Raw genomic sequence first — 17,278 nt, 5'->3', positions numbered from 1 at the left:
GCGGGCGCCGTGCCGGTCAGGGGTCACGGAGAACCGTCGGAGGTGGCGTCATGAGCGTGGAGACACCAGCCGTTGTCGGGCACTGCGACGCGCTCCAGGCCGCCCTGGGGCACTTCCGCGGCTCCGCCCACATCACCCAGCGGTGGGGCGAGCGGCTGGCCGCCGTCCTCGCCGGCGGCGGGCGGCTGCTCGCCGCGGGCAACGGCGGCAGCGCCGCCCAGGCCCAGCACCTCACCGCCGAACTCGTCGGCCGCTACCGGGACGACCGTCCCCCGTTCTCCGCGATCGCCCTGCACGCCGACACCTCCAGCACGACCGCCATCGCCAACGACTACGGCGTCGACGAGCTGTTCGCCCGTCAGGTCCGCGCCCACGGCCGGACCGGCGACGTGCTGCTGCTGCTGTCCACCAGCGGTGCCAGCGCCAACCTGCTGTCCGCGGCCCACGCGGGCCGCGCCACGGGCCTGCACGTGTGGGCGCTGACCGGACCGGCGCCCAACCCGCTCAGCGCGGGCAGCGACGAGGCGCTGTGCGTGACCGGGGCCTCCAGTGCCACCGTGCAGGAACTCCATCTCGTCGCCGTGCACATGATCTGCGTTGCGTTCGACGCGGCGGTGGAGCGGGGCGGGAGGTGACATGACGGGCAAGGCACCTCTCGTCGTGGTCGGCGACGGCCTGCTGGACCGCGACCTGAGCGGACACGCGGACCGGCTGGCGCCCGACGCGCCCGTGCCGGTCGTCACCGACTGCGCGGAACGGTTGCGGCCGGGCGGCGCCGCGCTCGCCGCGTACCTCGCCGCCCGCGACGGCCGCGACGTCACGCTGGTCACCGGGCTCGGCGACGACCCGGCGAGCCGCGCACTGCGCCGGCTTCTCGGACCCTGGCTGACCCTCGTGCCGCTCCCGATGACCGGGGCGCTGCCGGAGAAGACCCGCGTCCTGGCGCAGGGCCGTCCGGTCGTCCGCCTCGACCGCGGCACCGGCCGGGTGCGCGAGGCGACGGACGAGGCCCGCGCGGTGCTCGGGGCGGCCCCGGCCGTCCTGGTCTCCGACTACGGCCGGGGCGCCGCGGACGCCCTGCGGGACGTGCTGAGGAGGCGCCGGCCGGTGGTCTGGGACCCGCATCCCCGGGGCGGCCCGCCGGTGCCCGGGACCCGGCTGGTCACGCCGGCGCGGTCGGAGGCGCACGGGTTCGCGGCGGCGCGGGACCGCGGCGCCGGCCCGGAGGCCGGGGACGGCTCCGGCCCGGCCGGGGCCCGCGCCCCGCGCGGCGCGCCGGACGGCGAGCGCAGCGGCAACGAGCTGTGGGACGTCGCCCACGAGGCCTCCGCGCTCGTACGGCACTGGCGCGTCGCCGCCGTCACGGTGACCCTCGGCGCACGCGGCGCGCTGCTGTCGTACGGGGAGCACCCGCTGCTCGTGCCGGCGCCCGACGACCACCACGGCGACCCGTGCGGCGCCGGCGACCGGTTCGCCGCCACGGCGGCCGGGCTGCTCGCCGACGGCGCCCTCGTCGGGGAGGCGGTGGAGGGCGCCGTCGCCGCCGCGACCGCCTTCGTGGGCGCCGGGGGAGCGGGCGGCCTCGACCTGTCGACGGCCGAGCGCCGGGGCGCGGGCCGGGGCAGGGGCCGGGACCCGGGTGGGATCGCAGGGCGGGGCGTGCGGGCGGCCGGCGCGGGCGGGGGCGCGGGTGGGACCGCGGGCTGGGACGCAGGGGCGAGCGCGGACCGGGGCGCAGGGACGGCGGGCGCGGGCGGGGCGGCGAGCGCCGGCGCCTCCGGGCGCGGCGACGGCGCGCCGGTGCCGGCGACCGACTTGCACGCGCCCGCCGCGACGACCCCTGACGGCGCCTCCCGCGCCCCCGCCGGCCCCGGCGCCCGTAGCGCCGCGGGAGGCGCGGGGGCCGAGGGCCGTAGGGGAGGCGTGCCCAGCGGCACTGGGGGAGCCGGCCCCGCGCAGCCCGCGCACGGGCCGCGCGATCCCGACGCCCAGTCCGCGGGCGGGCCGCGCGATCCCGACGCCCCGCCCGCCCTGGACGACCCCTTCGATCTGGCCGCGCACGTACGGGCCACCGGTGGGACGGTCGTGGCCGCGGGCGGTTGCTTCGACCTGCTGCACGCCGGGCACGTCGGGCTGCTGCAGGCCGCCCGGCGGATCGGGGACTGCCTGGTCGTCTGCGTCAACTCGGACGCGTCGGTGCGGCGCCGCAAGGGCGGGGGCCGCCCGGTCAATCCGCTGGCCGACCGCGTCCGTGTGCTGCGGGCACTGGCCTGCGTGGACGCCGTCGCCGTGTTCGACGAGGACACCCCCGAACGTCTTCTCGCCGAACTCCGCCCGGACGTCTGGGTCAAGGGCGGCGACTACGCGGGCGCCGAACTGCCGGAAGCGGCGCTGCTGGAGGAGTGGGGCGGCCAGGCGGTCCTGCTGCCCTATCTCGACGGACGCTCGTCGACGGCGATGATGGCACGCGCCGCGGAGGTGACCCGGTGAACGGGCCCGACCCGACGGCTCCGACCCACCCGACGGGCATGGCCCACCCGACGGCCCCAACCCGCCCGACGAGCACGGTCCCTCCGGCCGAGACGACCTGCCCGCCGGGCACGGCCGGCTCGGCGAGAACAGCTTCCGCGGCCGGGACGGCTGTTCCCCCCGAGACGGCTCGCGCGGCCGGGGCGGCCGGTCGTGGCGAGACCGCTCGTCCGCCGGGCGCGGCTCGCCCGGCCGCCCCTGCTCGCCCCTCGGGCGCCACCCGCCCGGCTGAGGCGGACTGCCCGCAGGGCGTGGTTCGCCTGGTCGGTGCGGTTCGTCCGATGGGGAGTGCCGGCCTGGCGGAGGGGGCCGGTCCTGCCGAGACGGCTCGCGCGGCCGGGGCGGCCGGTCGTGGCGAGACCGCTCGTCCGCCGGGCGCGGCTCGCCCCTGGGGCATGGCCCGCCCGACGGGCATGGCGGCGGGCCGACCGTCGGGCACGGCCCGTCCGGTGGGCGCCGCCCGTTCGTCGGGCGCGGCCCCCCGCCTGCTGGCGCTGCGTGCCCTGGGGCTCGGTGATCTGCTGGCCGGTGTGCCGGCCCTGCGCGCGTTGCGGCGCGGCTTTCCCGAGTACGAGCTGGTGCTCGCCGCGCCCGCCGAGCTGGGGCCGGTCGCCGTGGCGAGCGGGGCCGTCGACCGGCTGCTGCCCGCCTCCGCGCCCGGCCGCGCCGTACCGCGCACCCTCGACTGGCTCGGCCCGCCCCCGGACGTCGCGGTCGACCTGCACGGCAACGGGCCGCCCAGCCACCGCCTGCTGGCCGGTCTGCGTCCGGGCCGGCTGTTCGCCTTCGCGCATCCGCGGACCCCGGGGATCCAAGGCCCGCCGTGGTACGCCGAGGAACACGAACGCGACCGCTGGTGCCGGCTGCTGCGCTGGTACGGCGTCGACGCCGACCCCGCCGACCTGCGGCTGCCCCGCCCCGCCGGCCCGTCCCCGGCGCCCGGGGCGGTCGTCCTGCACCCCGGTGCCGGGGCCCCGGCCCGTCGCTGGCCCGTCGAACGGTTCGCGGCCGTCGCGCGGGCCCTGCGCGCGAGCGGCCACCGCGTCGTCGTCACCGGCGGAGCGGGCGAGGAGGACCTGGTGGCCGGCCTGGCCGAACGGGGCGGCCTGCCGGACACCGACGTGTTCGGCGGCGGCCTGCCCTTCGGCCGGCTCTCCGCGCTGGTCGCCGGCGCCCGCGCTGTGGTCAGCGGCGACACCGGCATCGCCCATCTCGCCGTCGCCCACGCCACCGCGTCCGTCACCCTGTGCGGACCCGTGCCACCCAACCGCTGGGGCCCGCCCCCGGACCCCCGGCACCGTGCCCTGTGGCACGGCCCGGCGGGCGACCCGCACGGCCGTCACCCCGACCCGGCGCTGCTGAGGATCGGCACCGGCGAGGTCCTGGACGCCCTCCACGCCCTCCCGGAGCCGTGCAACTGAACCCGAGACCCGACCCCTGGGACACCGCCCATGGAACGCTCACCCGTCGGCGTCGTCATCGCCACCCGCAACCGCCGCGCGCGTCTGGCCGTCACCCTGCGGCACCTGCTCGACCTGCCGGAACGGCCCGAGATCCTGGTGGCCGACAACGCCTCCTCCGACGACACCCGCGCCATGGTCGCCCGCGACTTCCCGCAGGTCCGCCTGCTGTCGCTGCCGTCCAACCGCGGCGCCCCGGCCCGCACCCACGGCCTGCGCGCCCTCGGCACCCCCTACGTGGCATTCAGCGACGACGACTCCTGGTGGGCGCCGGGCGCGCTCGGCCTGGCCGCCCGGCTGTTCGACGAGCATCCGCGGCTGGGCCTGCTCTCGGCCCGCACGCTCGTCGGCCCGGGCGAGGAACCCGACCCGCTCAACGACGTCCTCGCCGACTCCCCGCTAGGCAGGGCCACCGACCTGCCCGGCGTCCAGGTGCTCGGCTTCCTCGCCTGCGCCTGCGTCGTCCGGCGCACGGCCTACCTCGACGCGGGCGGCTTCCACCCGCTGCTGTTCTTCGGCGCCGAGGAGACACTGCTCGCGTACGACCTCGCCGCGCGCGGCTGGGGCGTCACGCACAGCCCCGACGTCGTCGCCCACCACCATCCCCACCCGGCCCCGCGCACCGGCCGCCCGGCGGTCCAGCGCCGCAACGAACTGCTCACCGCCTGGCTGCGCCGCTCCCTGCCGCACGCCCTGGCCCGCACCCGCGACCTGGCCGTCGCCTCCTGCCGGGACCCCCACGCGCGGCGCGCCCTGGGCGAGACGATCGCCCGTCTGCCGGCCGTCCTGCGCGCCCGCCGGGCGCTGCCGCCCCACCTCGAACGCGCCGCCCGCCTGCTCGACCAGGAGACCGGGCGCGCCGCCCGCGCGCCGGACGCGGACCCGGGAGGCACCCCGTGACCGACCCCCGCACCACCGTCGTGATCATCACCCACAACCGCCGCCCCGAACTGCTGCGCACCCTGGACCGGCTCGCCGAACTCCCCGAGCAGCCCGAGGTGTTCGTCACCGACAACGGCTCCACGGACGGCACGTCCGGCGCGGTCGCCCGCCACCATCCCCAGGTGCGGCTGCTGCGTCCCGGCCGCAACCTCGGCGCCGTCGGCCGGAACCTGGCGGTGCGCCGGGTCCGCACACCGTACGTGGCGTTCTGCGACGACGACTCCTGGTGGGCGCCCGGCGCGCTCGCCGGCGCCGCCGACCTGCTGGACCGGCACCCCGCGCTCGGCGCGGTCACGGCCCGTATCGTCGTCGAACCGGACGGCACCGAGGACCCCATCGTCGAGGAGTTGCGGGACTCGCCCGTCCCCGGCCCGCACTGGCTTCCCGGGCCGGCGCTCGGGTCGTTCCTGGCCGCGGCGACCGTGCTGCGCACCGAGGCGTTCCGTCGCGCGGGCGGCTTCAACCCCCGCCTGTGGCTGGGCGGCGAGGAGGAACTGCTCGCCGCGGACCTGGCGGCGGACGGCTGGTGGCTCACCTACGCGGAACACCTGACGATCCATCACCAGCCCTCCTCCGCACGGGACTCCACCCGCCGGCGGCGGGACGGCATCCGCAACACGCTGTGGTTCACCTGGCTGCGCCGCCCGGTCCGCCCCGCCCTGCGCCGCACCCTGCACCTGGCACGCACGGTCCCGCGCGACGGCGCGTCGCTGCGTGCCTTCGCCGAGGCGGCCGCCGCACTGCCGTGGGTCGTCCGCGAGCGGCGGGTGCTGCCCCCGCCCGTCGAGGCGCGGCTGCGCCTGCTGGAGGACACCCAGCGCCGCTCCAGGGCCCGCCGCTACACCGGCTGAACAGAGCCGGTGAGGGGCCGGACGGACACCGCACCCCGCCCTTCCGGTTCCCCGGCAACGGGAACGGCCCCTGCGCGCCGCGCGGACGGTCACCGCTCCCGCGCGGGTGGACGAACGCCTCAGGTCCGCGACCACCGGCACAGCAGCCGGAACACCGCGAACAGGGTCACCGGCCACATCGCGGCGAACGCCCAGATCACGGCCGCGGCGGAGGTGACGATGCCGGTCACCATCAGGCCGACGGACACCGCCAGCAGCAGTGCCACGAGCCACGACGGCGGCGCCCAGGAGGCGACCCCGGACAGATCGGGCCGCCGGTGCAGGCGCAGCGTGCGCAGCCGCCGGTCCAGGCGGCGATCCCTGCGCAGGGCACGCTCCACCTCGTCGAGGATGCGCTGTTCGTGATCGGGGAGTCGGCTGATCGACACTGTTGCTCCTTCTACGGCGGCCGACCGAGTCCCCCGCCGAGTGCCCGAACCACCGCGAACCAACCGGCGGACCCGTACAGGAGCACCGTCACCTGAGCGCCGGGCCAGGCCGCCCTTGTCGGCCCCCGACGACTACTCGGCCGGGTGCCGCAGCGCCTCCAGCAGGCCGTGCGTGCTGTCCCTGCCGGCGCCCTCCGCGTACTCGTCGCGCAGTTGCCGGGCGCCGACCCGGCCCGAGGCCAGGCACCAGTTCCACCAGCGGTCCAGCTCACGCGGGCTCAACCGCTCGGCCGGCACCAGCGCCGGCCAGCCGCACGCACGTGCCTGCGCGCTCACCTTCGCGCCGCCCTCGACCGGATCGACGGTCAGCGCCGGGGTGCCGGCCCGCAGCGCGAGGACCATGCCGTGCAGCCGGTCGGTGACCACCAGGTCCAGCCGGACCAGGACGGACTCCAGTTGGGCGGGCGTCGCGCACAGCCGCCAGTCGTGGGCGTCGAGCCGGGTGTCCAGCTCCAGGCGCGCGCAGTCCTTTCCGTGCAGCCAGCCCGTCACCTCCTTGGCGACCACGTCGTGCCGGCGTGCGGGCCCGTACTCGTGCTGCCCGTGCGTGAGGATCACCCCGGCGACGGGGAGGGCCGGCAGGGCGGGCGCGCGGGCCGCCAGGTCCCACGCCGGCCGCGTCCCGGGCACATCCCGCGCGAGGATGCGGTGGAAACCGGTGGCCGCGTGGTCGGCGGGATCGATGACGGAGGTGCCGACGGCGACCCGCAGGCAGTGCGCGAACTGCTCGTGCAGCCGTTCCACCTGGGGCCCGTGCAGGGGACCGCACACGAACACCAGCCGTGTGTACCGCTCGGCCCGGACCGCGTCGAGGTGCAGCGCGCCGGGCCGGAAACCGGGGCTCCAGGCGACGTCGTAGGTGAGCCCCGCCCGCCGCAGGACGTCCTCGACCCGGTGCAGCGCCAGCACGTCCCCCGCAGTCGCCTCCCCGTCCGGGAAGCTGAACCAGCCCGTGATCAGAATCGTGGCGTCCCGCTGTCCGTCGTGCACAGTGCGACCGGGTGCCCCTCCCGCGTCGCGCCCAATCACCCGCTCACCGCGGCACGGCCCCGTCCGGACGGGCCGGCGCTTGGACCGCGGGCCCTGGGTACCCGGCGCGAGGGGACGGCGGACCACCCGCACCCGCACCGGAGGCGGGAGGACGGCGACGGCTCCCGTGCCCGCGGTGGCATGGGGGCAACGGCGGGAAGGAGGCGCGAGCGTGCCGCGGATGGACCCCGACAGGGCGCGGCGGCGCTTCTCGGCCGCCCGGGTGGCGCGGCTGGCCACGGTCGACGCGGCGGGCCGCCCCCACCTGGTGCCGGTGGTGTTCGCCGCCCTGGGCGACGACCGCGTCGTGATGGTGGTCGACCGGAAGCCCAAGACCACGACCGAGCTGAAACGGCTGCACAACATCGCCGTCCACCCGGCCGTGTGCCTGCTGGTGGACGGCTACGACGAGGACTGGGACCGGCTGTGGTGGGTCCGTGCCGACGGCGGCGCCCGGATCGTGCCGGCGGACGCGCGGGACGCGGCGACGCGGCAGGAGTACGAGGACGTGGTCGCACGGCTGCGGCGGAAGTACCCCCACTACCGGACCGACGCGCCGCACGGACCGGCGGTGGTGATCACCGTCCACCGCTGGAGCGGCTGGCACGCCGTGCCGTCGGCCACGGAAGCCCCGGCCGGCTGACGGGCGGCCGTACGGGCGCCCGCCCACCCGCCGGGACCGTGGCATGTGCCCTTGCGGGGGCCGGGACATGGAGAGGGGGCGCTGCGGGCCGCTCGTGGAGGCCCGCAACGCCCCCCGGTACTCACCTGAGCGGATCGCTCAGGAGGTCTTCACGGGGCACCGGGCGCGGTCATGAGGAGACCTGCGCGGCCACGAGGCTGGAGAAGGTGGTCAGCCGGGTGTAGACACCCGGGTAACCCGCCTCGGCGCAGCCGTTGCCCCAGGAAGTGATCCCTGCCAGGACGCCCCCGACAAGCAGGGGACCGCCGCTGTCGCCCTGGCAGGTGTCCACGCCGCCGGAGGTGTATCCGGCGCACACCATGTCGCTCGCGACGAAGTCGGAGCCGTACGAGCCGCGGCAGCTCGTGTCGGACACGATCGGCACGGTCGCCGTCCGCAGCTGGTTGGAGGAGCCGCCGCTCTCCGAGGTGGTGCCCCAGCCGAGGATGCGGGCGGTGGTGCCCGCCGCGTACACGGACGTGTCGGAGGAGGAGACGTACCTGGCCGTGGTGTACGGCATCGACGTCGACAGGGTGAGCACGGCCACGTCGTCGCCGCTGGTGACGTCCCGGTAGGACGGGTTCACCCATATCCCGCTGACCCGGCTCACCGTGCCGTCGGTGCCGTCGAGGTAGGTGCGCCCGCCGACCACCCGGACGCCGGAGGCGGTCTCGCCGGCCATGCAGTGCGCGGCCGTGACCACCTTCGTGGGAGCGACCAGGGTGCCGCCGCAGTACTGGTTTCCGTACGCGTCCGTTATCTGCATCACGAACGGGTAGGCGGTCGTCGTCGTCGCGGTGCCGCCGACGACGGGCTGGGGGGCGGCGACGGCGGCGGGAGCGGTGAGCAGCGCGGTCGCGGCGGCGGCGCCGGCCGCGAACGCGGCGGCGGCCCGTCTGGCGCGGGTGAGCCCGAACATGCGTCTCCTCGACTGGCCGGTGGGGGATCGCGCGGTGGGGGTGAGACACGGGGGCGGCGGTGACACCGTGCTCGGTGCGAGCTCGGGAGAGACCGACCCCGTGTGCCCGGGCGAGCGGCACGTCCCACACGCTACGAGCCGGCCGACCCCCCACCAATGAGGGAACCCCCTAGGGGAGTTGGGAGCCGGGCAGGGAAAACCCTCGGTCGTCGCCGGGGCGACGGCCCCTCACCGGACCCACTCAGGCAGTCAATCCGCCCCGGGCTCAGTCCGCGCGGCGGCCCGCCGCCAATCGGACGATGTCCACACGCGAACGGATCCTCAGCTTGCGGTAGACGCGGGTCAGCGTCGCCTCCACCGTCTTGACGCTGACGTACAGCCGCGCGGCTATCTCCCGGTTGGTCGCGCCCTCCATGACCAGGGCGGCCACCTGACGTTCCATCGTGGCCAGCCCGTCCAGGGCCGCCGGCACCACCTCCGGCTCCGCCGGCCGGGCGGCGGCGGCCGCCTCCACCAGGCGCAGCCACGGCAGGGCGCGGCAGCGCCGGAACAGCCGCGCCGCCTCGTCGTAGGGGGCCGCCCCCGGTGCGGGGGTCCCCGCCGCCCGGGCCGAGCCGAGCGGCCGGGGGAGGGCGCGCACCTGGGCCAGCGCGAACGCCGCCCGCGCCTCCTCCAACCCGAGGCCGAGCTCGGCCAACCGGTCCTGCGCGGACGTCAGCTGGGCGACGGCGGCCTCCTCGTCGCCGCGCGCCGCCCGCACCAGCGCCTCGGACCGGTCCAGCACCGCCAGCACGCTCTCCCGGCCGAGCCGCAGGGCGTGCTCGCGCGCGGTGTCGATGACGGCCTGCGCCTCGGCCGGCTCCCCGATCCGCACCAGGGCCTCCGCCAGATCGCCCTGCCAGCGGCCGCGCGCCGGGTCCGTGATGCCGAGCGCCGGCTCCAGCTCGCGCACCCGGCGCAGCGACACGACCGCGGCCTGCGCGTCCCCGGACACCAGCTGGGCGTAGCCGAGGGCCGCCAGCGCGAGGGAGAGGTAGATCTGGTCGCCGTCCTCCTCGGCGTGCGCCACCGCCTCCTGGGCGAGGGCCCCGGCCCGCTGCGCGTCGCCGGCGGACGCCTCGGCGAGGGCGGTGGTCATCGCGGAGGCGCTCTCGCCGATGCCGGTGTCCCGGGCCAGCCGCAGGCTCTCCCGGGCCAGGTCGACCGCCCGGCCGCAGTGCCCGGACCGCAGCTCGGTCTCGGCCAGGTAGCGCAGGTAGTGCACCTCGCTCTCGAACATGCCGCGCCGCCGCACCTCGCGCAGCAGCGCCGTGATCGTCGTCCGGGCGGCGCCGAGCTGGTCGTTCATCAGCAGCCAGCGGAACCGGGCCGATCCGACGCCGTTGTGGTGGCACGCCACGTACGGGTCCTGGGGTTCGCGCAGGGCCCGCTTGATGGTCGCCGCGGCATCCGGATGCCCCATCAGGGTCTCCGTCGAGGCCTGCAGGGCGAGCGCCATGAGCTCGGTGCGTCTGTCCGCGCCCTCCGCCGCGAGCTGTGCCGCGTGCGCGGCCTCCTGCCGGGCCTCGGCGAAGTCGCCCGCGACCACCAGGCCGCGCCAGGCCAGCTGGTAGTGGACCAGGGCGAGCAGCCGCGGGTCGTCGCCCGCGTCGGCCAGCGCCTGCGGGAAGACGGCGTCCACGTCCGCGAGCGCCTGCCCGGCCGCCTCGATCACCACCATCCAGGCCCGCACCCGCTCCGCGGGCACGGTGGCCCGGGTCAGCACCTCCCGCGCGATGTCCCGGGCGAGGTCCATCTCGCCGGCGGTGATGGCGTCCTCGGCGGCCTGCAGCCGCCGCCCGTCCGGTCCCGGCTCGCCGTCCGCCGGGGCGTGCCGGGCCGCGAGCAGCCCGAGCGAGGCCGCCACCGACGGCGCCCCGCGGTCCCGGGCCAGCGTGGCCGCCCCGGCCAGCCGGGCGGCCACGCCCGGGTCGGTGCCGGTGGTGGCCAGCGCCAGGTGGCGGGCCCGCTCGATGGGGTCGGAGGCCGCGGTGGACAGCGCGGCGTGCGCGGCGCGCCGCTCGCTCGCGGGCGCCTCCGCGTACAGGGCGGCCGAGATCAGCGGGTGCGCGAACCGGACGGCCGGGCCCTCCGGCTCCGTCGCCAGCAGCCCCAGTTCGGCGGCCCGGGCGCAGTCGGCCTCCGCGTTCTCCCGGCCGGCCGCGCGCAGCAGCGCCGGAGTGGGGCGGGCGCCGGCGCTGGCCACCAGGAGGGTCCGGCGGGCCTCGTCCGACAGCATCTCCAGCCGGCTCAGCACCAGGGCGCGCAGCGAGGTCGGCACGGGCAGCGCCTCGCCGGGCCGGGGCGGGGTCGGGCTCTCGGCCAGGGCGCGGCCCAGTTCGAGGGCGAACAGGGGGTTGCCCCCGCTCGTGCCGTGGATGTCGCGGACCGTGGAGCGGGGCAGGCCCGCGTAGCCGCGGTGGTCGAGCAGCGCGGCCACCTGGGGGCGGGTGAGCGGACCGATCCGCACGGCGGCCGTGTCGGGCGGGCAGGCGAGCAGGTGCCGGTCGTACTCCTGGCCCTCGGTGCGGACCGCGCACAGGAACTGCACCGGCAGGTCGCCCAGCCGCCGGGCGGCGAACCCGAGCAGTTCAGCGCTCGCGGAGTCCAGCCACTGGAAGTCGTCCGCGACGACCAGGACGGGCCCCTCGGCGGCGAGGGCGCGCAGCGCGGACAGCACGGCGAGGCGCAGCGCGAGGCCGTCGCGCTGCAGGGTGGACTCGCCGCGGCCGGTGAGCGCCGACTCGAGCGCGGTGCGCTGCGCGGCGGGCAGCTTCCCGGAGACCTCGTCGAGGACCAGGCCGAACAGGTCGGCCAGGGCGAGGAAGGGCAGGTGGGATTCCGACTCGGTGGCGGAGCAGCGCAACACGGTGCGGACCGACGGGGCATATTCCGCGGCCCATGCCCGCAGCACGGTCGACTTTCCTATTCCGGCCGGGCCGTGCAGCAGCATGCTGCCGCCGCGGGCCAGCTGCTCACGGGCCGCCGCGGTCTGCTCGTCGCGGCCGATGAGCAGGTCGGAGCGGCAGCTCGCAGGGTCCCTGACGTCCCGTCGCACGGTCACCGCTCCCCTCGCGTGTCGTGTCCTGGCCAAATTCTAGGCAACACGCCGGGAAATTCGGACACCCGGCAAGGTGAGGCAAATAACAGCGACGCCCGCAGAACCGAATTCACGACACCACCGAATGAATAACACCTGCCCCCAGCCGGCGCCGCAGCCAGGCCGCCCCAGCCCAGCGGGGGATCCGCGCCCACGCGGCCGTCCACGGACGGGCGCCGCCCCAGCCTCGCGGAGGATCCACGCACGCGCGGCCGCACGCGGACCGGCGCCGCCCCAACCCAGCGGGGGATCCGCGCCCACGCGGCCGTCCACGGACGGGCGCCGCCCCAGCCTCGCGAAGGATCCACGCACGCGCGGCCGCACGCGGACGGAAGGGGCCGTGTCGGGGGGTGCCCGCCCGCAGCGGCCGGCGCGTCTGCGCCGGGTTCCCCGACAAGAGACCAAGTCCGCGCCGGTCCGAGGACGGGCACCCCCCGGCGCGGCCCCGACCCCCCACGCACCGCAGGCGACCCCCCCCGTCACGGCAGCAGTCCCGCTCTCCGGGCCGCCACCACCGCCTCCCCGCGGGTGTGGGCGCCCAGTCTGCGCATGGCCGAGCGGAGGTAGCCCTTGACGGTCTCCGGGCTCACACCCAGGCGGGCGGCGGCCGCCGCATTCGTCGCTCCGGCCGCCACGCACGCCAGCACGTCCACCTCCCGGGGCGCCAGCGAAACCCCCCGCCCCGGCGAGACCCCCCGCCCCGGCGAAACCCCCCGCCCCGGCGGCACCCCCCGCCCCGGCGCCGCCGCCGCGAGGAGCCCGCACGCCTCAAGGAGTTCCGCCCGCAGTCCCGCGTCCGCGATTCGGGGTGCCAGGGCACGCAGCGCCGCATGCGCCTCGCGCACCTCTTCCCACGCGGCACCACCCGCCGCCCCGCACGCGGCGCCTCCCGCCCCCTCCCACACGGCATCCGGCCGCACCGCCGCGAGCAGCCCCCGCGCCTCCTCCCGCACCACCAGCGCCTGCTCGACGTCCCGCGCTGCCTCCACGGCCGCGTTCAGGACCCGGTCGCCCAGCGGGTGGGCGGTGCGCAGCGCCCCGTACAGCACGCCGCGCACCCGGCGCCGCACCACGACCGGCACCGCCAGCACCGAGCGCAGGCCTTCCGCGGCGACCGGGGCGTCGTACTCATGGCTGATCCGCGGGGAGGACGAGTAGTCCGTCACCGCGCACGGCCGGGCGAGGGCCACCACCTTCCCGCCCAGGCCGTTGCCGGAGGTCACCGCGAGCGCGCTGAGGGCGAACGTGGTCGTACCGGTCAGCTCGCTGATGCGCACCTGCGGCCGGCCCGGCTCGACCAGCCCGCCGAAGGCGACCGGAAGCCCCGTCGAAGCGCGCAGCCGCAGCAGCGCACCCCGGATCTCCACCGATGCGGACGCCTCCGATGCCACCTGCCATCCCCTTCGCCGGCCCCTGCGCCACCCACACCCCCGTTCGGGGGTAGTGAGACCTGCATCACGGATTACACGATGGCAGTGAGCCGCCCGGCAATGGCCCGGAACCGAGCACCAGCGAACCCGAACCCCAGCGAAGCCACGTCCGCACCACCGCAAAGCCACCTCCGCACCACCGCAAAGCCACCTCCGCACCCAAAGCGAAGCCACCTCCGCACCCACAGCGAAGCCCCCGCGCAGCCACCACAAAACCACCGCCAAGCCACCGCGGACCCACAGCGCAGCAACCGCAGAACCACAGCGCAGTCACCGGAGAACGACCGCAGAAGAACCACCCCAGAATCACCCCAGGACCACCGGACAAGAAGGAGGACGGATGCCGACGGCGACGGAGCTCTTCCGCAGGGCCAGGGACTTCCTGCTGGAACACCGCGAGGACTACGCCACCGCCTACGCGGGCTTCGAGTGGCCCCGCCCCGAGCACTTCAACTGGGCGCTGGACTGGTTCGACGTCGTCGCCCGCGGCAACGACCGCACCGCCCTGCACATCGTCGAGGAGGACGGCGGCGAGACCCGCGTCTCCTTCGCCGAGATGGCCGAACGCTCCGACCGGGCAGCGAACTGGCTGCGCGCACGGGGCGTGGCCGCCGAGGACCGCATCCTCGTCATGCTCGGCAACCAGGCCGAGCTGTGGGAGACGGCGCTGGCCGCGATGAAGCTGCGGGCCGTCGTCATCCCCGCCACCCCGCTGCTCGGCCCCGCGGACCTGCGCGACCGCGTCGACCGCGGCCGCGTCAAGCACGTCATCGTGCGCGCGCAGGACACCACCAAGTTCGACGACGTCCCCGGTACCTACACCCGCATCGCCGTCGGCGGCCTGCCCGAGGAGGGCTGGGAGCCGTACGAGGACGCCCGCGCCGCCCCCGCCGAGTTCCTCCCGGACGGCCCCACCCTCGCCGACGACCCGCTGATGCTGTACTTCACCTCGGGCACCACCGCCCGTCCCAAGCTGGTGGAGCACACCCACACCTCGTACCCGATCGGGCACCTGGCGACCCTGTACTGGATCGGCCTGACCCCCGGCGACGTGCACCTGAACATCTCCTCGCCCGGCTGGGCCAAGCACGCCTGGTCGAACCTGTTCGCCCCGTGGAACGCCGAGGCGACCGTCTTCATCCACAACTACACCCGCTTCGACGCCACCCGGCTGATGACCGAGATGGACCGTGCGGGCGTCACCACCTTCTGCGCCCCGCCGACCGTGTGGCGCATGCTCATCCAGGCCGACCTCACCCAGCTGCGCACCCCGCCCCGCGAGGCCCTGGCCGCCGGTGAGCCGCTGAACCCCGAGGTCATCGAGCAGGTCCGCCGCGCCTGGGACGTGACCGTCCGCGACGGCTTCGGGCAGACCGAGACCGCCGTGCAGGTCTCCAACAGCCCCGGCCAGCCGCTGAAGACCGGCTCCATGGGACGGCCGAGCCCGGGCTACCGCGTCGAGCTGCTCGACCCGGTGTCGGGAGCGCCGGGCGTGGACGAGGGCGAGATCGCACTCGACCTGTCCGTGCGCCCCGTCGGCCTGATGACCGGCTACCACGGCGATCCCGACCGCACGGCGGAGGCCATGGCGGGCGGCTACTACCGCACCGGCGACATCGGCTCCCGCGACGAGGACGGGTACATCACCTACGTCGGCCGCGCCGACGACGTCTTCAAGGCCTCCGACTACAAGATCAGCCCCTTCGAGCTGGAGAGCGCCCTGCTGGAGCACGCGGCGGTGGCGGAGGCGGCCGTCGTGCCCGCCCCGGACGAACTGCGCCTGGCCGTACCGAAGGCGTACGTCGTGCTGGCCGAGGGCTGGGAGCGCGGACCCGACACCGCGAAGGTGCTCTTCGAGCACTCCCGGGAGGTCCTCGCCCCGTACAAGCGCATCCGCCGCCTGGAGTTCGGCGAGCTGCCCAAGACCGTCTCCGGCAAGATCCGCCGTATCGAGCTGCGCGAGGCGACGGCCGCCGGCTCCGCCCGGGAGTACCGCGAGGAGGACTTCCGGTGAGCGAACCGTCGTACACCCACGGCACGAGCGGGACGCCCCTGCTCGGCGACACCATCGGCGCCAACCTCGACCGGGCGGTCGCCGCGTTCCCCGACCGCGAGGCGCTGGTGGACGTCCCGTCCGGGCGGCGCTGGACGTACGCCGAGTTCGGCGCGGCGGTCGACGAGGTCGCCCGCGGACTGCTGGCCCTGGGCGTCGCCAGGGGCGACCGGGTCGGCATCTGGGCCGTCAACTGCCCCGAGTGGGTGCTCGTCCAGTACGCCACCGCCCGCATCGGCGTCATCATGGTCAACATCAACCCGGCCTACCGCGCGCACGAGCTGGAGTACGTCCTCAAGCAGTCCGGCATCTCGGTGCTGGTCGCCTCCCTCGCCCACAAGGGCACCGACTACCGGGCCCTGGTGGAGCAGATCCGCGGCAACTGCCCCGAGCTGCGCCGGACCGTCTACATCGGCGACCCGTCGTGGGACGCCCTGACGGCCGGCGCGGCAGCCGTGCCGGCCGAGCGGCTGGCCCTCGCCGCGGCGGAGATCGGCTGCGACGACCCGGTCAACATCCAGTACACCTCCGGCACGACGGGCTTCCCGAAGGGCGCGACCCTCTCCCACCACAACATCCTCAACAACGGCTACTGGGTGGGCCGTACGGTCGGCTACACCGAGCAGGACCGGGTGTGCCTGCCGGTGCCCTTCTACCACTGTTTCGGCATGGTGATGGGCAACCTCGGTGCCACCTCCCACGGGGCCTGCATCGTCATCCCGGCACCCTCCTTCGAGCCGGGCGCCACCCTGGCGGCCGTGCAGCAGGAGCGCTGCACCTCGCTGTACGGCGTGCCGACGATGTTCATCGCGGAGCTCAACCTGCCCGACTTCGCGGCGTACGACCTGTCCACCCTGCGCACCGGCATCATGGCGGGCTCGCCGTGCCCGGTGGAGGTGATGAAGCGGGTGGTCGCCGAGATGCACATGGCGGAGGTCTCCATCTGCTACGGCATGACCGAGACCTCCCCGGTCTCCCTGCAGACCCGCCGGGACGACGACCTCGAACACCGCACCGGCACGGTGGGGCGGGTGCTGCCGCACATCGAGGTGAAGGTCGTCGACCCGGCGACCGGCGTGACGCAGCCGCGGGGCACGGCGGGCGAGCTGTGCACCCGCGGGTACAGCGTGATGCTGGGCTACTGGAACGAGCCGGAGAAGACCGCCGAGGCCGTCGACCCCGGCCGCTGGATGCACACCGGGGACCTGGCGGTGATGCGTGAGGACGGGTACGTCGAGATCGTCGGCCGGATCAAGGACGTGATCATCCGGGGCGGCGAGAACATCTACCCGCGCGAGGTCGAGGAGTTCCTCTACGGCCACCCCAAGATCCGCGACGTGCAGGTCGTCGGCGTGCCGCACGAGCGGTACGGCGAGGAGGTGCTCGCCTGCGTCATCCCCCGCGATCCGGCCGACCCGGTCACCGTCGAGGAGCTGCGCGCCTTCTGCGAGGGGCGGCTGGCGCACTACAAGATCCCGAGCCGGCTGCGGCTGCTGGACGCCTTCCCGATGACGGTCTCCGGCAAGGTGCGCAAGGTGCAACTGCGGGCGGAGTACGGCGGGTAGACCCCCGGACGCGTGCGAGGGGCGGTCCCGCCGTGAACCGGCGGGGCCGCCCCTCGCTGCCCCCGTACCTCCGGGAGCCCGCCGCCCCCGTGCCGGCGGAGCCCCGTGCAACAAGACTCTCCCCCAACCGCGGTGCGGCTGAAGCCCCGTGCACCGTCTTCAGAGGTTGATTTGAGCTTCCGCCCACCGCG

Annotated in this window: 13 protein-coding genes; 8 read left to right on the top strand and 5 right to left on the bottom strand. The window is 76.1% G+C overall.

What is annotated here, in order from left to right; translation table 11 throughout:
* Positions 1-50: 50 nt before the first annotated feature.
* From ACWDNY_RS08595 to ACWDNY_RS08575, 5 genes are all read left to right on the top strand, one after another.
* Positions 51-635 carry a D-sedoheptulose-7-phosphate isomerase gene (locus ACWDNY_RS08595; protein WP_451644983.1) on the top strand — a complete coding sequence of 195 codons (585 nt, stop codon included), beginning with the start codon at positions 51-53 and terminating at the stop codon, positions 633-635.
* A gap of 1 nt (position 636) precedes the next feature.
* The gene (rfaE2, locus tag ACWDNY_RS08590) at positions 637-2,490 is read left to right on the top strand and encodes a D-glycero-beta-D-manno-heptose 1-phosphate adenylyltransferase (RefSeq protein ID WP_451644982.1); all 1,854 of its coding nucleotides are present in this window, start codon (positions 637-639) and stop codon (positions 2,488-2,490) included.
* Positions 2,491-2,924: 434 nt separating this feature from the next.
* Positions 2,925-3,950 (top strand): glycosyltransferase family 9 protein, encoded by a 1,026-nt coding sequence (locus tag ACWDNY_RS08585; RefSeq protein WP_451644981.1) that lies wholly within the window; start codon positions 2,925-2,927, stop codon positions 3,948-3,950.
* Positions 3,951-3,980: 30 nt separating this feature from the next.
* Positions 3,981-4,889 carry a glycosyltransferase family 2 protein gene (locus ACWDNY_RS08580; RefSeq protein WP_451644980.1) on the top strand — a complete coding sequence of 303 codons (909 nt, stop codon included), beginning with the start codon at positions 3,981-3,983 and terminating at the stop codon, positions 4,887-4,889.
* Entirely contained in the window at positions 4,886-5,782 is an 897-nt protein-coding gene (locus tag ACWDNY_RS08575; protein WP_451644979.1) for a glycosyltransferase family 2 protein, read from the top strand. The genes ACWDNY_RS08580 and ACWDNY_RS08575 overlap by 4 nt, the downstream gene beginning before the upstream one ends.
* A 119-nt stretch (positions 5,783-5,901) precedes the next feature.
* On the opposite strand, the gene ACWDNY_RS08570 is transcribed toward ACWDNY_RS08575, so the two are convergent.
* Complete coding sequence (locus tag ACWDNY_RS08570) at positions 5,902-6,210, bottom strand: DUF3040 domain-containing protein (protein WP_451644978.1); 309 nt, start codon at positions 6,208-6,210, stop codon at positions 5,902-5,904.
* Positions 6,211-6,342: 132 nt separating this feature from the next.
* Positions 6,343-7,260, bottom strand: a complete 918-nt coding sequence (locus tag ACWDNY_RS08565; protein WP_451644977.1) for a polysaccharide pyruvyl transferase family protein — start codon at positions 7,258-7,260, stop codon at positions 6,343-6,345.
* A 211-nt stretch (positions 7,261-7,471) separates the two neighbouring features.
* On the opposite strand from ACWDNY_RS08565, the gene ACWDNY_RS08560 reads away from it, so the two are divergent.
* Positions 7,472-7,942, top strand: coding sequence for a TIGR03668 family PPOX class F420-dependent oxidoreductase (locus ACWDNY_RS08560; RefSeq protein ID WP_451644976.1), 471 nt, complete (start codon positions 7,472-7,474; stop codon positions 7,940-7,942).
* 169 nt (positions 7,943-8,111) lie between these two features.
* Here the strand turns inward: ACWDNY_RS08560 and ACWDNY_RS08555 are convergent, their stop codons facing one another.
* The 3 genes from ACWDNY_RS08555 to ACWDNY_RS08545 form a co-directional block, all read right to left on the bottom strand.
* Positions 8,112-8,900, bottom strand: a complete 789-nt coding sequence (locus ACWDNY_RS08555; protein WP_451644975.1) for a S1 family peptidase — start codon at positions 8,898-8,900, stop codon at positions 8,112-8,114.
* Positions 8,901-9,165: 265 nt separating this feature from the next.
* A complete protein-coding gene (locus ACWDNY_RS08550; protein WP_451644974.1) occupies positions 9,166-12,003 on the bottom strand; it encodes an ATP-binding protein in 2,838 nt (945 codons plus the stop codon).
* A 515-nt stretch (positions 12,004-12,518) separates the two neighbouring features.
* Positions 12,519-13,430 carry a response regulator transcription factor gene (locus ACWDNY_RS08545; RefSeq protein ID WP_451644973.1) on the bottom strand — a complete coding sequence of 304 codons (912 nt, stop codon included), beginning with the start codon at positions 13,428-13,430 and terminating at the stop codon, positions 12,519-12,521.
* Between the two features lie 379 nt (positions 13,431-13,809).
* On the opposite strand from ACWDNY_RS08545, the gene ACWDNY_RS08540 reads away from it, so the two are divergent.
* Together ACWDNY_RS08540 and ACWDNY_RS08535 are read left to right on the top strand one after the other, a co-directional pair.
* Entirely contained in the window at positions 13,810-15,483 is a 1,674-nt protein-coding gene (locus tag ACWDNY_RS08540; protein WP_451644972.1) for an AMP-binding protein, read from the top strand.
* Positions 15,480-17,087: an AMP-binding protein gene (locus ACWDNY_RS08535; RefSeq protein ID WP_451644971.1), complete on the top strand. Its 1,608-nt coding sequence runs from the start codon at positions 15,480-15,482 to the stop codon at positions 17,085-17,087. The genes ACWDNY_RS08540 and ACWDNY_RS08535 overlap by 4 nt, the downstream gene beginning before the upstream one ends.
* Positions 17,088-17,278: the final 191 nt, after the last annotated feature.

This window comes from Streptomyces sp. NPDC003697 (assembly GCF_053587115.1).
Note: the sequence above shows the minus strand (reverse complement) of the source record. Positions and strands in the feature narration are given on the sequence as shown.

Coding starts and splice junctions, on each gene's coding strand:
- ACWDNY_RS08595 (WP_451644983.1), top strand. CDS start 51: ATGAGCGTGGAGACACCAGCCGTTGTCGGGCACTGCGACGCGCTCCAG.
- rfaE2 (WP_451644982.1), top strand. CDS start 637: ATGACGGGCAAGGCACCTCTCGTCGTGGTCGGCGACGGCCTGCTGGAC.
- ACWDNY_RS08585 (WP_451644981.1), top strand. CDS start 2,925: ATGGCCCGCCCGACGGGCATGGCGGCGGGCCGACCGTCGGGCACGGCC.
- ACWDNY_RS08580 (WP_451644980.1), top strand. CDS start 3,981: ATGGAACGCTCACCCGTCGGCGTCGTCATCGCCACCCGCAACCGCCGC.
- ACWDNY_RS08555 (WP_451644975.1), bottom strand. CDS start 8,900: ATGTTCGGGCTCACCCGCGCCAGACGGGCCGCCGCCGCGTTCGCGGCC.
- ACWDNY_RS08540 (WP_451644972.1), top strand. CDS start 13,810: ATGCCGACGGCGACGGAGCTCTTCCGCAGGGCCAGGGACTTCCTGCTG.